Below are 14,563 nucleotides of genomic sequence, written 5' to 3'. Positions count from 1 at the left end.
CATGGCCGCCGACACCGCCGCCGCACTGCGCGGCGTCAGCAAACGCTACGGTCCGGTGACCGTCCTCGACATCCCCGAACTGGAGTTGAAACGCGGCCAGATCACCGCGGTCGCCGGGGAGAACGGGGCCGGCAAGTCCACCTTGATGGGGGTGCTGTCCGGCACCGTGACCCCCACCACCGGCGAGGTCACCGTCGCCGGACGGCCGCTGCCGGCCGGCCGTCCGGACCAGGCCCGGGCGCTCGGCGTCAGCCTGGTCGCCCAGGAGTTCCCCCTGGTCGGCGGGTTGAGCGTGGCCGAGAACCTGCTGCTGGGCCGCCACCCGGCCGGCACCCCGCAACGCGCCCCGGGGCGCTGGCTGTTCGACCGTTCCCGTACCCGCGAGGAGGCCCGCGCGCTGCTGGCCGAGGTCGGCATGGACCACATCGACGTGGACCGCCCGGTGGAACGGCTGCCGGTGCCGGTCCGCCAGATGATCGAGATCGCCAAGGCGTGGGGGCACCGGCCGGTCGTCCTCATCCTGGACGAACCCACCTCCTCGCTCGGCCCCGTCGAGGCCGGCCAGGTGCTCTCCCTCGCCCGGCGGCACGCCCGGGCCGGCGGCGCCGTGCTCTTCATCGGCCACCGGCTGGACGAGGTACGCGCCCTGGCCGACCGGGTGGTGGTGCTCCGCGGCGGACGGCTGGTCGCCGACCTCACCCCGGCCGAGGCCACCGAGGAACGGCTCATCCGCGAGATGGTCGGCGCCGAGCTGGCCCGCGCCGACATCGCCCCGCCGCCCTCGGTGGACCGCCGCGCCGTGCTGCGGGTCCGCGGGCTTACCGCCGACGGCCTCGGCCCGGTCGACCTCGACGTACGGGCCGGCGAGATCGTCGGCGTCGCCGGGCTGATGGGCTCCGGACGCAGCCGGCTGCTGCACACCGTCATGGGCGCCCAGCCGCGTACCGGCGGCTCGGTGCTCCTCGGCGACCGGGAGTTCCGGCCCCGGCACCCGGCCGACGCGGTGGCGGCCGGGGTCGGCCTCGTCCCCGAGGACCGCAAGGAGCAGGCGCTGCTGCCGGCCCACTCGGTGCGCTGGAACGTCACGCTCAGCACGCTGCGCCGGATCAGCCGGGGCGGCGTGCTCACCCCGCGCGCCGACAAGGAGCACGCCCGGCGCATCGTGGCCGACCTCGGGGTGCGGCTGCACAGCGCGGAACAGCCCATCGGCGACCTGTCCGGCGGCAACCAGCAGAAGGCGGTCTTCGGCCGCTGGCTGGCCGCCGACCCCCGGCTGCTGCTGCTCGACGAACCCACCCGCGGGGTGGACGTCGGCGCCAAGGCGGAGATCTACCGGCTGGTCGACGAGGCCGCCGAACGGGGCCTGGCGGTCCTGGTCGCCTCCTCCGAACTGGAGGAACTGCTGTGGATCTGCCACCGGATCGTGGTGATGGCCCACGGCGAGGTGGTGGCCGACATCCCCCGCGAACGGTTCGGCAAGGAAGCCATCATGACCGCGGCGGCCGGCACCCGGCCCGCCGCGCCACGGGAGGAAGCGAGCGCATGACGACCGAAACCGCCCCGGCGCGCCCCGGGGAAGGCACCCGGCCCGGCGCCGGGCCGTCCCGGCTGCGACGGCTGGCCGAGACGCCCGAGGCCGGCGTGGTCGCCGCCTGCGTCGTGGTCTTCGCGGCACTGGCCCTCACCAAGCCGTCGTTCGCCGGCCCGGTCAACCTCCAGGGCATGGGGTTCGACCTGGCCCAGTACGGGCTGATCGCGATCGGCGAGTCGCTGGTGATCCTCACCGGTGGGATCGACCTGTCGGTGGGCGCGCTGCTGGGCACCGGGGTGATCCTGATGTCGTGGCTCAACGTCCGGGCCGGGCTGCCCGCGCCGCTCGCGGTGGTGATCGTGCTCGCCCTGACCGGGCTGGTCGGCCTGGTCCACGGGCTCGCCGTCACCCGGCTGCGGATGCCGCCCTTCGTGGTCACCCTGGTCACCTACACGGTGGCCCAGGGCGTCACGCTGGCGGTCACCTCCGGCACCTCGATCACCGGCATCTCCGGCTTCTTCGGCGACCTGGGGCAGACCTACCTGGCCCAGGTGCCGGTGCCGCTGGTGATCTTCGCGGTGGTCGCCGTCGCCGCCTGGTTCTTCCTGGAACGCACCTTCGCCGGACGGCAGGTGTACGCGGTGGGCGGCAATGCCGAGGCGGCGCGGCTGGCCGGGATCCGCGGCGACCGCCGGGTGGTGGCGATGTACGTCACCAGCTCGCTGCTGTCCGGCTGCGCCGCGGTGCTGGTGCTGGGCCGGATGGGCGTGGGCTCGGCGAGCGGCGTCGGGGTGGGCTGGGAGCTGTCCGCCATCGCCGCCGCGGTGATCGGCGGGGTGAGCCTCGTCGGCGGCCAGGGACGCATCCTGGGCATCGTGGCCGGCACCGTGCTGCTCGAACTGATCAACAACGGTCTGACGACCCTTCAGATCAACTCCAACTACACCAACATCGTGCTCGGTTGCGTACTGGGCCTGGCCATCACCGCGGACCGCCTGCGTGCTCGGAGGGTGGCACGCAGGCGCTGACGGCGCGGGACCGGCACGCACCGGCCGGTCCCGCGCCCGAGGGCCGTCGGCCGTAGGCCCCCCGGCCCGGGACCCAGGACCGACGACCGATCGCGCCCATGATCACCGATGGTTATGGTTCCGTGGTGCGGCCACCCGACGGGGGCCGCACCACCGGCCCGTACCGGCCGGTCGGCCGACCCGACCGAGGAAGACCCATGCGCGTCATCGCCTTCGACCACCTCGTCCTCAACGTGGGGGACGTGGAACGCTCCCTCGACTTCTACCGCGGCCGGCTCGGCCTGGCGCCGGTGCGCGTCGAGGAGTGGCGGGCCGGGAAGGTGCCGTTCCCGTCGGTGCGGGTGGACGACGCCACCATCATCGACCTGGTCTCCCGGCCCCGCGGGGAGTCCAACGTCGACCACATCTGCCTGGTGGTCGAACCGCTGGACTGGCAGGAGGTCGTCGACTCCGGCGAGTTCACCGTGGTGGACGGCCCCGGCCCCCGGTTCGGCGCCCGCGGCACCGCCGAGTCGCTCTACGTGCTCGACCCGGACGGCAACACCGTCGAGCTGCGCTGGTACCCCCAGGACGCCGTCTGAGACCGCACATGCCGGGAACCGGCGCCGAACCGCCGGTCCCCTGACTCAATGCCCGGGTCACCACCAGCAACGGCCGTGACCGTATCCGTAACCGTCGCCGCACCCGTAGCCGTAGCCGTCGCCGCGACCGCAGTCGTGGCGGCGATCGCGCCCGAAGCCGAAGCCACGGTGGAACCAGCCGAAGAACATGGCAGCCTCCTCTCGCCGCGTCCCGCCTTCCGGTCCGGCACCGGCATCCGGTACGAAACGGAAGGAAATGGCGTCTTCACGGCAAACGTAGACTCACCACACGGGTGACCGTCAACACCCCCGGGCACCGGATCTTCGGCGGAGTGGTGCTCAGCGGGTGAGCAGCTCGCGCAGCGCCTCGGTGACCTGGCCGGGCGCCTCCTCGGCCATGAAGTGGCCGGCCGTGAGGGTCGTGTGGCGCAGATCCGGCGCCCAGGCCCGCCACACCGCCGCCGCGTCGTAACCGAGGGCCGCACCCCAGTCCTGCTGGAGCACGGTGACCGGCATCCGCAGCTGGTTGCCCGCCGCCCGGTCCGCCTCGTCGTGCTCGACGTCGACGCCGGCCGAGGCGCGGTAGTCGGCCACGATCGACGGCACGGCGGCCCGGCAGGCGTCCAGGTAGGCGGCGCGCACCTCGGCCGGGTGCACCTGGGCGCCGACCGTCCAGGCGTCCAGGAAGTGGCCGAAGAAGGCGTCCGGGGCGGCGCCGATCAGCTGCTCGGGCAGCCCGGGCGGCTGGGCCATCAGGTACAGGTGGAAGCCGACCGCGGCGGAGACGCCGTGCATCACCTCCCACATGTCCAGCGTCGGCACCACGTCCAGGCAGGCCAGGTGGGACACGGCCGCCGGGTGGTCGAGCCCGGCGCGGAAGGCGACCAGGGCGCCCCGGTCGTGGCCGGCCAGCGCGAAGCGCTCGTGGCCCAGCGCACGGGCGAGGGCCACCACGTCCGCGGCCATGGTGCGCTTGGCGTAGGCGTCCGGATCGTCGCCGGACGGCTTGTCGCTGGCCCCGTAACCACGCAGGTCGGGGCAGATCACGGTGTGGTCGGCGGCCAGTTCCGGGGCCACGTGCCGCCACATCAGATGGGTCTGCGGGAAGCCGTGCAGCAGCACCACCGGGGTGCCCGAGCCGCCCACGGCGACGTTGAGGGAGACGCCGTCGGCGACCCGGATGCGCTGCTGCTCGAAGCCGGGGATGGTGGGTGTTGCCATGGTGTTCCGTTCTGTCTGATCCGCCCGGCGGGTCGGCCCCGTGCCGGTGACGTACGTGACCGAGCCTGCCGCGCGCCGATCAGCAACGGATCAGCGCCCGCGCGGCGGGGCCGTCCGGCCGGGCGCGTACCGTGGCGCGGGCAGCGGGGATGCCGGGAAGGTGAGGATGGAACGGGTCACGTTCGGGGTGCTCGGGCCGGTGACGGCCGAACGCGGCGGCGCCGGGCTGGCGCTGAAGGGGCCACGCCACCGGGCGGTGCTGGCCCGGCTGATCGTCGCCCGCCGCCGGGTCGTCCCGGTCTCCCGTCTCGTCACCGACCTGTGGCCCGAGCCGCCGGCCGGAGCCGTGGGCGCCGTGCAGACCTTCGTCGCCGCGCTGCGCCGCGTCCTGGAACCGGAGCGTCCGCCCCGCGCCCCGGCCCGGCTGCTGGTCACCGAGGGCCCCGGGTACGCGCTGCGGGCGGCGCCGGAGGAGGTGGACGCCTGGCGGTTCGAGACGGCCCTCGACGCCGCCCGGACGGCGCCCCCGGCGGCGGCGCTGGAGACGCTCGACGCGGCGCTGGGGCTGTGGCGCGGGCCGGCCTACGCCGGGTTCGAGGCCGAGGAGTGGGCCCGCGGCGAACGGGCACGCCTGGCCGAACTGCGGCTGCGGGCGGTGGAGGACCGGGCCGCGGCCCGGCTCGCCCTCGGGCTCGCCGCCGAGGCGGTGCCCGACCTCGACGCCCATCTGACCGACCACCCCTGGCGCGAGGACGCCTGGCGGCTGCTGGCCCTCGCCCTGTACCGCACCGGCCGCCAGGCCGACGCCCTCGCTGTACTGCGCCACGCCCGCGCCACCCTCGCCGACCGGCTCGGCCTCGACCCCGGCCCGGCCCTGCGCCGCCTGGAGGCCGCCGTCCTCGCCCAGGACCCGGCGCTCGACCAGCCGACCGCGCCCGCCGCCACCGCCGACCGGCTGTGGACCCGGGCCACCGCCGCCTACGACCGCGCCGTCGCCGCCGGAGCCCGCGCCCGCGTCGAGGCCACCGTCGGACTCCTGCGCAACCTCGCGGTGACCGGCGGCGGGGGGCTGGCCGCCGCCCGCGAGCACCGGCCGGCCGCCATCGCCTCCGCCGAGGAGTTCGGCGACCCCGAACTGACCGCCCGGGTGATCGGCGCCTACGACGTCCCCGCCATCTGGACCCGTTCCGACGACCCCGACCTCGCCGCCCGTGTCGTGGCCGCCGCCCGGCGCGCCCTGGCCGCCCTGCCGCCCGGCGCGGCGCACGACGCGGCCCGCTGCCGGCTGCTGGCCACCATCGCCGTCGAGTCGCGCGGCACCCGGGACCCCGGACCACGCCGCGCCGCCGCGCAGGCCGAGGAACTCGCCCGCCGCGTCGACGACCCCGCGCTGCTGGCGTTCGCGCTCAACGGGGTCTTCATGCAGTCCTGCGACCGGGCCGGGCTCGCCCCGCGGCGTGACGCGATCGGCGCCGAACTGGTCCAACTCGCCGCCCGCCACGGCCTGGTGACCTACGAGGTGCTCGGCCACCTCATCCGCCTCCAGGCCCACTGCGCCCTCGGCGACTTCCCGGCGGCGGACCGGCACGCCGCCGCCGCGGACCACCTCGCCGACCGGCACGAACTGCCGCTGGTGGGCGTCTTCACCCAGTGGTACGCCGCGCTGCGGACGGCCGCCACCGGACGCCCCCGCGAGGCCGAGGCCGCCTACCGGGCCGCCGCCGCCCGGCTCGACGGCGCCGGGATGCCGGGGCTGGAGACGGGGCTGCTCCCGCTCGCGCTGCTCTGCCTGCGGCTCGCCGGTGACCCCGCCACCGCCGTCGCGTCCGCCGACCCGGACGCCGACTGGGGCCCCTACCGGCCGTGGGCCGAGCCGTTCACCCTGCTGCGCCAGGGCCGCCCGGACGAGGCCCGTACCGCGCTGCGCGCCCAGCCCGAGCCCCCCGCGGACCTGCTGTACGAGGCGTTGTGCTCCCTGAGCGCCGCGGTCGCCGTGGAACTCGGCGACCGGGAGGTGCTCGACCGCGTCCACGCCCGGCTGCGTCCGGCCGCGGGCCAGCTCGCCGGCGCCGGCAGCGGTCTGCTCACCGCGGGCCCGGTCGACCGCCACCTGGCCGCCATCGCCGCCGCGTCCGCCCGCTGACGGACGTTGGCAACCGGCCGCCCCCGCACCGATCATGGGCCCATGACCGCTCAACTCCCCTCGGCCGCACCCGCCGTCGTCCGCCTCGACGGATACACCAGGGACGACCAGGACCGCCTCCTCGGGGCCGACCCGGATCCGTTCGGGGTCGCCGACGCCCAACTGACCTGGCTGCCCAAGGAGATCCACTTCGGCGTGGTGCTCGGCGACCGGCTGGTGGCCCACGCGGGGCTGCGCCGGGCGCCGGTCACCGTCGGCGGCCTCGACACCGAGGTGGCCGGCGTCGGGGGAGTGGCCGTCGCCGCCGACGTACGGGGGCACGGCCTCGCCCGGCTGGCCGTCGGCGCCGCCCTGGACCACGCCCGCACCCTCGGCCCCGGCTTCGGCCTGCTGTTCTGCCGCCCGCCGCTGACCGCGCTCTACCGCAGGCTGGGCTGGCACCCGGTCGGCGGTGACGTGCGTGTCGAGCAGCCCGACGGGTCCGTGGTGATGCCGTTGCGCACCATGTGGACACCGTTGCGCGAGGAGGCGCGGTGGCCCGCCGGTGCGGTGCGGCTGCGTTCGCTGCCTTTCTGACGTATCGTCAGTTCACTGGAGGCGCTGCTCGTTGAGGAAGGCACGCAGTTCGTGGGGCTGGCGGAAGGCGTCCGGTGAGGTCTCCTGGCCGGGCCAGTAGCCGTCGCTGACCGGGAAGACCCCGGCCTCCCTCAGCTCGTTGGCGAACGAGGCCGGCAGGTGGTCGTCGTCGCCGAGGGAGAGCAGCCGCTCCTTGGCCGTGTCGCCGAGGGTGGACCACCAGTCGGCGAGGCGGGTACGTATGTCGCTCATGCCGTATCCGGTACCCGGCGCGGCCCCCGGTACCCGTACGGCGCAGCGCCGGTGACGCCGGAGGCCCGTCGTCGTTGCCAGGGCATGACACACAAGACCGTCAAAACCGCCGTCACGGCAGCCCTGTCCGTCGCCGCCGCCCTCGGCTGCGCCGTCCAGGCCGGTGCCGACGAGCACACCATGCCCGACGTCAAGGGGCACCCCCTCGTCGCCGCCTACCGCATGCTCGACCACCACGGTGCCACCGTCCACGCCGCCGACGCCCTCGGCCACCGCCATGTGCTGTGGCCGGCCCACTGGAAGGTCTGCGCCCAGGAGCCGGCCCCCGGCACCCGGATCGCCGGCCACCGGATCACGCTCACCGTGGCCAAGAACGACGAGGCGTGCCCGGGTCGTTAGGGCCCGGTCGGCCCACGTCACGGAACGGCGAGTTCCGGACAGGATGCGTGGGTCGGGGCCCGGCGGACCCGCCGTCCGGGCAGGCCGGTCGCGGGCGCCCGGTCCGCGGCCGGCCGCGCCGGTCCGCCGGGTCCCCGGTGAGCTGCCGGGACGCACGGCGCGGGGCACCGGCGCGGGGCTGGCGGGATCGCGTGTGCGTACCGTTGGCACCTGCTTACGCATTGCTATGTTCTGCCCATGACATTCTCCGAGCACCACCACGACGAGCCGGACAACGGCACGGTTTCGCGGGCGTTGCTCTCCCGGCGCTCCCTGCTGGCGCTGGGCGGGGCGGGGATGCTGACCGTCGGCGCCGGCGCGCTGGCGGCCACCGCCGCGGGCGCGACGACCCCGCCGGCCGATCCCGGCGCGGCGTCCGCCACCGGGCACACCGGCCCCGGCGACCGCGCCGGGATGTGCGGGCTGACCGCGGAACAGATCGAGGGCCCCTACTACCTGGACTACGAACTCTTCCGGCGCGACGTCGTCGAGGACCGCACCGGCGTCCCGCTGCGCCTGTGCCTCACCGTGGTCGACACGGCCACCTGCCGGCCGCTGCGCGACTCCGCCGTGGAGATCTGGCAGTGCGACGCGCTGGGCGTCTACTCCGGCTACGGCTCCATCGGCAACGGCGGCGGGCAGGGCACGCCCGGGGTGGCGCCCGGCCCGCCGCCCGGCGGTGGACACCAGCCGCCCACCGACGACCTCACCTATCTGCGCGGCATCCAGATGACCGACGCCTTCGGCACCGTGGAGTTCCGCACCATCGTCCCCGGCTGGTACGCGGGGCGGGCCGTGCACATCCACACCAAGGTGCACACCGGCGGCCGGCGGACGCCCGGCGGTTACACCGGCGGCCACCAGTGCCACACCGGGCAGTTCTACTTCTCCGAGGAGGCGGTCCGGCTCGTCGCCCGCACCGACCCCTACACCGGCAGCACCATCCGCCGCACGACGCTGGAGGAGGACCTGATCTACCCGGGCACCGGGGCCGCGGGCGGCCTGCTCGACCTCGCCTACGACCCGCGGCACATCCGGCGCGGCGTGCTGGGACGGCTGACCATGAGCGTCGACGCGGCCGGGACCCACGACGGCTCGGACGCGCCGCTGCCCCCGTTCCCCACCCCGTCCGCACGCTGAGTGCCGGGGCCCCGCCGGGCCGGCGCGCGCCCGGCGGGCCCCGTCGCGCGGCGTGGTCAGCGCCCGCCGCCGCCCGGGGCGGCGCTGTTCTGGACGCCGCCGAGCAGGCCGACGACGCCCTTGGACAGGCCGCCGAGGAGGTCGGAGACGTAGTTGAACGCCGTGGACGGGTCCGGGTAACGGGCCGGATCGCGCGACGGCTCCCGGGCGGCCGTCTGCCCCTGTCCCTGCCCCTGGTTCTGCCGGCCGGCCCCCGGGTCGTCGTTCGGGCTGACGGCGGGCCGGTGCCACGGGTCGGGATCGCGGCCGGGCGTGTCGGACTCGGGGTCGTCGGGGTACTGCTCGACGGGCCGGGAGACCGGCCGGGTGTCGCTGTGGTGTCTCGCGGAACGCGGTGGTTTGCCGGTGGCGAAGGCGTGCGCTCCGGCCGTTGCCAGGCTTCCGGTGAGCAGGCACACCGCGACGGTTTTGCGGAATCTGGACATGCCAACCCCTTGCGGCATCGTCGTTCACCGCAGCGGGCGGTGACGGGTTCACGGGTTCATGGGGTGATCACACTACGGTCCGCCCCGCCCCGTCCTCGGGGGCCCGGTCGTGGCGCGGCGCCGGAATCACTGTCCTGGCACAGCGTCAAGGGCCGCCCGGGCGAGCCGCCGAGCACCCCGGCCGCCGTTCCGCGGGACGAGGCCCTGTCGTCAAAAGATCGCCGACCGCCCGGAGGGCGCCGCGGGGCAGGCGAGATTTTGACGACAGGGCCTAGGGTGGGGCGGCCCCGTGGAACGCCCCGCGGGCGCCGTGGCGAAGGGGAGGAACCCACAGGTGAGTGTCGCACTGTTCGCGCTGGGCGGGACGATCTCGGCGGCCGGGCGATCCGGCTCCCCGCGCGTCGGAGCGGTACCGAGACTGACCGGCGCCCAGATCACCGCCGCCGTACCGGGCCTGGCGGCACTCGGCGTCCCCCTCGACGTCCGCGACGCCCAGGCGGTGCCCAGCGCCGACCTGACCTTCGCGGCGATGCTCGACGTGGTCGCCGCGGCCGAGGCGGCGGTACGCGACGGCGCCCGCGGGGTCGTGGTCACCCAGGGCACCGACACCCTGGAGGAGACCGCCTACCTCGTCGACCTGGTCTGGCCGCGCCCGGAGCCCTTCGTGCTCACCGGCGCCATGCGCAACCCCACCCTCGCCGGGGCGGACGGCCCCGCCAACGTGCTCGCCGCCGTCCGCGTCGCCGCCGACCCCGCCGCCCGCGGACTCGGCGCCCTGGTGGTCTTCAACGACCAGCTCCACGCGGCCCGTTGGGTACGCAAGACGCACAGCACCAGCACCGCCACCTTCGCCTCCCCCGACCTCGGACCGATCGGCCAGGTGGTCGAGGACACGGTGCGGGTGCTGGCCCGGCCGCCCCGGCAGCCACCGCTGACCCGCGCCGGGATCGCCGAACACCTCGACGCGACCCGGGTGGCGCTGTACACCGCCACGCTGGACGACGACGGAGCGCTCCTGGACGTGGTGGCCGAGGGCCACCAGGGGCTCGTGGTGGCCGGGTTCGGGGTCGGCCACGTACCCTCCGCGCTCGCCCCGCGGCTGGGCGCGCTCGCGGGCCGGATGCCGGTGGTGCTGGCGTCCCGCACCGGCGGCGGCCCGGTGCTGCGCCACACCTACGGCGCGGTGGGTTCCGAGACCGACCTCCAGCGGCGCGGCCTGCTCAACGCCGGACTCCTCGGCCCGTACAAGGCCCGGGTGCTGCTGCGGACCCTGCTGGCGGCCGGGGCCGGGCGCGAGGAGATCGCCGACGCCTTCGCCCGGCACGGCTGACCCTCACCCGCCGTCCTCCGGGACGCGGCGGATCGCCACCAGCGCGGCGTCGTCGTCGAGGTGGCCGCCGACGTGGTTGAGCAGGTCGCGGCGGAGCCGGTGCAGCAGCGTCGCCGGAGCGCTCTCCGTCCACTGGGCCGCGCGCTCCGGCAGCGGGTAGAAGGCACCGGCGTGGTCCCGGGCCTCGATGGCGCCGTCGGTGTAGAGCAGCAGGGTGTCACCGGGCGGGAACGAGAAGACGTCCACCGGGTGGGCGGCCGGGTCGACCGCGCCGACCCCCAGCGGTGGCGCGGTGTGCAGACTGGGCGTGGTCACGCTGTGGCCGGGGCTGAGCAGCAGCGGCGGCGGATGCCCGAGGCCCGTCATGCGGGTGATCGGGTCGGCGTCCGGGATCTCCAGCAGCAGCGCGGTCACGAAGCGCTCCCCGGCCTCCTCCCGCGGTTCGAAGTCGGTCAGGTAGCGGTCCATGCTCGACTCCAGCGCGGCGGCGAGCGCGGGCAGTTCGTCGTGCTGGTGGGCCGTCTCCCGGAAGGCGCTCACCAGCAGCGCCGCCTCCCCGATCGCGGCCAGCCCCTTGCCCCGCACGTCCCCGATGAGCACCCGGGTCGCGCAGTGGGTACGGGTGGCCGCGTACAGGTCGCCGCCGATCTGCGCCTCGTCCTCGGCGGCCAGGTACAGGCAGGCGATCTCCAGCGGGCCGATCCGGTCCGGCAGCGGCCACAACAGCACGTGCTGCGCCGCCTCGGCCACCGAACGCACCTGGGCGAGTTGGCGCCGGTGGCGTTCCCGCACCACGCAGAAGAACACGATGAGGCAGGAGAGCACCGCCAGCGCCACCATCTGCACCAGGATGTTGCGGCTGAGCAGCGCGTCGAAGTGCCATCCGATGTAGGCCACCGCGCCGACCGACAGCGCGCCCACCGCCCCGGTCAGCCGTGGCCCGGCGAACGACGCGGTGATCGCCGGGGCGATGACCAGCAGCGAACTGAGGTGGACGTCGAGCGGCACCAGGATGTCCACCACCACGATCACCACGATGAGGAGCACCGGCACCGCGGCCAGCAGCAGCGGCCCCGAACGCCAGGTGCGCCGCACGGCGGCGAGACGTCCACCGTCCACCCCTCCAGGGTGCACCGGGCGGTCGCGGGCGACGACCCGGGCCGCCGGTCAGCGCACCAGGTCCGCGTAGACGATGACGTTGTCGGGGCGGTGGCCGCCCACGATGTCACCGCCGCAGGTGATCAGCCGCAGCTCGGGGCGGGCGGTGTCGCCGTAGACCCGCCGGGTGGGGAAGTCGTCCTTGGCGACCTCCTGGATCGCGCGGACGGCGAAGACCGCCTTGGTGCCGTCCGCCCGCGTCACCGTGATGCGGTCGCCGACCCTGACCTTGGCGATGTCCCGCAGCACGGCCGGGCCGTCGACCGTGTCGTAGTGGCCGATGAGGACGGACGGCCCGGTCTCGCCCGGGGTGACCGACCTGGTGTACCAGCCGATCCGGTCGGCCTGCGGCACCGGGGGGACCTGTACGGTGCCGTCCGCGTTGAGCCCCAGCTTCAGCAGCGGACCGGTGTCCACCCCCGCTGCCGGGATGGCGACCCGGACGGGTTCGGAACGGGGCAGGGGCGTCGCGCTCGCGGCGGCGGCGGGTGGTGCGGCGGACGCCGGGGTGACGGCGGGGCGCGCGACGGGCGTGGACGAGCCGCAGCCGACCGCACCCGCCCCGAGGGCGGCGGCCAGACACACCACGGCCACCGACCGGGAGAAGACAGAGCGCATGAGGGTGACTCCCAGGGATCCACCCGGTGCGGACCGGCGGCACCGGCCCGCACCGGGAACGACGACCGACGACTACCGGTTCGCACCCGCCGCGATCCGGCGGCGCAGCCCGGCCGCACCGGCGCCGACGCGGACCCCGCCTGCCGTCAGCTCAGCAGCCCCTTGCGGTACCCCTCGGCGACCGCCGCCGCGCGGTCGCGGACGCCCAGTTTGGCGTAGAGGTGGAGCAGGTGGGTCTTGACGGTGGCCTCGCTGATGAAGAGGCGTCGGGCGGCGTCCTTGTTGGTGGTGCCGGCGGCCACCAGGCGCAGCACTTCCAACTCGCGGTCGGTGGGCGGCTGTTCGGGGGCCGTGGTGGGGCGGCGCATGTGGGTGAGGAGTTTCTGGGCGACGGTGGGGGCGAGGACGGCCTGGCCCTGGTGGGCGGCGCGTACCGCGCGCACCAGTTCCTCGCGCGGGGCGTCCTTGAGCAGGTAGCCGGTGGCCCCGGCCTCGATGGCGGGGAGCACGTCGGCGTCGCTGTCGTAGGTGGTGAGCACCAGGACGCGGATGTCCGGGGCGCGTTCCCGCAGCAGGCCGATGGCTTCGACCCCGCCGGTGCCGGGCATCCGCAGGTCCATCAGCACCACGTCCACCCCGAGGGCGAGGGCGCGGTGCACGCCTTCGGCGCCGTCGCCCGCCTCGCCGGCCACCTCGAAGTCCGGGTCGCCGTCGAAGACACCGCGCAGGCCGTCCCGGACGATGGGGTGGTCGTCGACGATCAGCAGGCGTATGGTCACGCGGCATTGTCCCCCGGCGCGGCGGCCGGCCGCACCCGCAGGGCCGGTACGGACGCGCTGATCGCGGTGCCTTCGCCGGGGGCGCTCTCGATCTCCAGCCGGCCGCCGACCTGCCGCAGCCGCTGGCGCATCGCGGTGAGCCCGTAGCTGTCCGGGCGACCGGCCGCGCCGTCCGGTCCGGCGGCGAACCCGGCCCCGTCGTCGAGCACGTCGAGCATCACCACCTCGTGGGTGTAGGAGAGGGTGAGCCCGGCGCGGGAGGCACCGGCGTGCTTGGCGATGTTGGCGAGCCCTTCCTGGGCCGCCCGGAAGAGCACCACCTCCAGCGCCGTCGGCAGCGGCACCGGGGTGCCGCAGACCTCGAACCGCACCGGTGTCCCGGTCGTCCGGGACCAGCGGTCGGCCAGGTCGCCGACGGCATCCGGCAGTTGGGCCTCGGCGAGCGGTCCGGGGCGCAGCGCGCGCACCGAACGGCGGGCCTCGGCGAGGGATTCCCGGGCCAGCCGCAGCGCCTGTTCCCGGTGGCGGGCCCGGCGCGCGGGGTCGTCGTCGAAGCGCTCGGCGGCCTCCAGCTGGGTGACGATGCCGGTGAGCCCCTGCGCGATGGTGTCGTGGATCTCGCCGGCCATCCGCTGCCGTTCGTCGAGCACGCCGGCTTCCCGGGCCTGGGCGACCAGTTGGGCGTGGAGGCCGGCATTCTCCGCCATGATCTCGCGCAGTCTGCGGTTGGCCTCGGCGAGTTCGCCGATGTGCTCGGCGCGGGCGCGGCTGCGCCGGTCCTCCTCGATGCTCTGGTAGGTGATGGCGCCGGCGATGAGGATGTTGACCAGGACCATGGCGGCGTACAGCCCGAGCATGGGGCCGTGCAGGTTGCCCACCCCGCCGATCTGGGTGGTGGCCATCAACGCGGCGATCACCACGATCCCGGCCGGGCGCAGCCGTTGGGGGACCACGCCGACGTGCAGGTAGCCGGTGAAGCCGAAGAAACCGAAGAACGGGCTGAGCACCACCAGCGCCGTGATGAGCAGGAGCAGTCCGGTGTAGAAGACCATCGCCTTCACCGGCCGCCGCACCGACTCCGGGTACGCCACGCGCATCAGCCCGTACCACAGCGCCGCCGCCACCGTCAGCCCCAGGACCACCGTGAGCCGGACGGTGGTCCTGGGGCCGAGCGCGCAGGCCAGCAGGGCGGAGAGGGCGAGGCCGAGGTAGGGCAGATGGCGCTGGACGCGGCCGAGCAGGCTGTCCGGGAGGTCCTGTGTCACGCCACCCATCGTCCCCGC

At 75.3% G+C, this 14,563-nt stretch carries 16 protein-coding genes; 8 read left to right on the top strand and 8 right to left on the bottom strand.

Annotation, left to right across the window (positions count from 1 at the left end):
* Window position 1: 1 nt before the first annotated feature.
* The 3 genes from SCATT_RS30165 (at window position 2) to SCATT_RS30155 (ending at window position 3,140) form a co-directional block, all read left to right on the top strand.
* On the top strand, window positions 2-1,546 hold the full coding sequence (locus SCATT_RS30165; protein ID WP_041823689.1) for a sugar ABC transporter ATP-binding protein: 1,545 nt from the start codon (window positions 2-4) through the stop codon (window positions 1,544-1,546).
* The gene (locus tag SCATT_RS30160) at window positions 1,543-2,559 is read left to right on the top strand and encodes an ABC transporter permease (protein WP_014151607.1); all 1,017 of its coding nucleotides are present in this window, start codon (window positions 1,543-1,545) and stop codon (window positions 2,557-2,559) included. The genes SCATT_RS30165 and SCATT_RS30160 overlap by 4 nt, the downstream gene beginning before the upstream one ends.
* A 197-nt stretch (window positions 2,560-2,756) precedes the next feature.
* Complete coding sequence (locus tag SCATT_RS30155) at window positions 2,757-3,140, top strand: VOC family protein (protein WP_014151608.1); 384 nt, start codon at window positions 2,757-2,759, stop codon at window positions 3,138-3,140.
* A gap of 57 nt (window positions 3,141-3,197) precedes the next feature.
* On the opposite strand, the gene SCATT_RS40470 is transcribed toward SCATT_RS30155, so the two are convergent.
* Both SCATT_RS40470 and SCATT_RS30150 read right to left on the bottom strand, forming a co-directional pair.
* Window positions 3,198-3,329 carry a hypothetical protein gene (locus tag SCATT_RS40470; protein ID WP_014626820.1) on the bottom strand — a complete coding sequence of 44 codons (132 nt, stop codon included), beginning with the start codon at window positions 3,327-3,329 and terminating at the stop codon, window positions 3,198-3,200.
* A gap of 150 nt (window positions 3,330-3,479) precedes the next feature.
* Window positions 3,480-4,361, bottom strand: coding sequence for an alpha/beta fold hydrolase (locus SCATT_RS30150; RefSeq protein WP_014151609.1), 882 nt, complete (start codon window positions 4,359-4,361; stop codon window positions 3,480-3,482).
* Window positions 4,362-4,527: 166 nt separating this feature from the next.
* Between SCATT_RS30150 and SCATT_RS30145 the strand changes: the two genes are divergently transcribed.
* Window positions 4,528-6,504 carry an AfsR/SARP family transcriptional regulator gene (locus SCATT_RS30145; protein ID WP_014151610.1) on the top strand — a complete coding sequence of 659 codons (1,977 nt, stop codon included), beginning with the start codon at window positions 4,528-4,530 and terminating at the stop codon, window positions 6,502-6,504.
* 42 nt (window positions 6,505-6,546) lie between these two features.
* The gene (locus tag SCATT_RS30140) at window positions 6,547-7,080 is read left to right on the top strand and encodes a GNAT family N-acetyltransferase (protein WP_014151611.1); all 534 of its coding nucleotides are present in this window, start codon (window positions 6,547-6,549) and stop codon (window positions 7,078-7,080) included.
* A 12-nt stretch (window positions 7,081-7,092) separates the two neighbouring features.
* Here SCATT_RS30140 and SCATT_RS30135 read toward each other — a convergent pair whose 3' ends face one another.
* Window positions 7,093-7,332 carry a hypothetical protein gene (locus tag SCATT_RS30135; RefSeq protein WP_014151612.1) on the bottom strand — a complete coding sequence of 80 codons (240 nt, stop codon included), beginning with the start codon at window positions 7,330-7,332 and terminating at the stop codon, window positions 7,093-7,095.
* A gap of 84 nt (window positions 7,333-7,416) precedes the next feature.
* On the opposite strand from SCATT_RS30135, the gene SCATT_RS30130 reads away from it, so the two are divergent.
* Window positions 7,417-7,731, top strand: a complete 315-nt coding sequence (locus tag SCATT_RS30130) for a hypothetical protein (protein ID WP_014151613.1) — start codon at window positions 7,417-7,419, stop codon at window positions 7,729-7,731.
* 237 nt (window positions 7,732-7,968) lie between these two features.
* Window positions 7,969-8,910: an intradiol ring-cleavage dioxygenase gene (locus SCATT_RS30125; protein WP_014151614.1), complete on the top strand. Its 942-nt coding sequence runs from the start codon at window positions 7,969-7,971 to the stop codon at window positions 8,908-8,910.
* 56 nt (window positions 8,911-8,966) lie between these two features.
* On the opposite strand, the gene SCATT_RS30120 is transcribed toward SCATT_RS30125, so the two are convergent.
* The gene (locus SCATT_RS30120; RefSeq protein WP_014151615.1) at window positions 8,967-9,395 is read right to left on the bottom strand and encodes a hypothetical protein; all 429 of its coding nucleotides are present in this window, start codon (window positions 9,393-9,395) and stop codon (window positions 8,967-8,969) included.
* 334 nt (window positions 9,396-9,729) lie between these two features.
* Here SCATT_RS30120 and SCATT_RS30115 point away from each other — a divergent pair, with 334 nt between their 5' ends.
* Window positions 9,730-10,725, top strand: coding sequence for an asparaginase (locus SCATT_RS30115; RefSeq protein ID WP_014151616.1), 996 nt, complete (start codon window positions 9,730-9,732; stop codon window positions 10,723-10,725).
* Window positions 10,726-10,728: 3 nt separating this feature from the next.
* On the opposite strand, the gene SCATT_RS30110 is transcribed toward SCATT_RS30115, so the two are convergent.
* The 4 genes from SCATT_RS30110 to SCATT_RS30095 all read right to left on the bottom strand — a co-directional run bounded on the left by SCATT_RS30110 (window position 10,729) and on the right by SCATT_RS30095 (window position 14,554).
* Window positions 10,729-11,844: a PP2C family protein-serine/threonine phosphatase gene (locus tag SCATT_RS30110; protein ID WP_014151617.1), complete on the bottom strand. Its 1,116-nt coding sequence runs from the start codon at window positions 11,842-11,844 to the stop codon at window positions 10,729-10,731.
* A gap of 48 nt (window positions 11,845-11,892) precedes the next feature.
* A complete protein-coding gene (locus SCATT_RS30105) occupies window positions 11,893-12,501 on the bottom strand; it encodes a class F sortase (protein WP_014151618.1) in 609 nt (202 codons plus the stop codon).
* 146 nt (window positions 12,502-12,647) lie between these two features.
* Window positions 12,648-13,280 carry a response regulator gene (locus SCATT_RS30100; RefSeq protein WP_014151619.1) on the bottom strand — a complete coding sequence of 211 codons (633 nt, stop codon included), beginning with the start codon at window positions 13,278-13,280 and terminating at the stop codon, window positions 12,648-12,650.
* Window positions 13,277-14,554, bottom strand: coding sequence for a sensor histidine kinase (locus SCATT_RS30095; RefSeq protein ID WP_042507710.1), 1,278 nt, complete (start codon window positions 14,552-14,554; stop codon window positions 13,277-13,279). The genes SCATT_RS30100 and SCATT_RS30095 overlap by 4 nt, the downstream gene beginning before the upstream one ends.
* Window positions 14,555-14,563 lie beyond the last annotated feature (9 nt).

This window comes from Streptantibioticus cattleyicolor NRRL 8057 = DSM 46488 (assembly GCF_000240165.1).
In the GTDB taxonomy this organism is placed as follows: Bacteria; Actinomycetota; Actinomycetes; order Streptomycetales; family Streptomycetaceae; genus Streptantibioticus; species Streptantibioticus cattleyicolor.
This window is presented reverse-complemented; position numbering and strand designations above follow the sequence as displayed.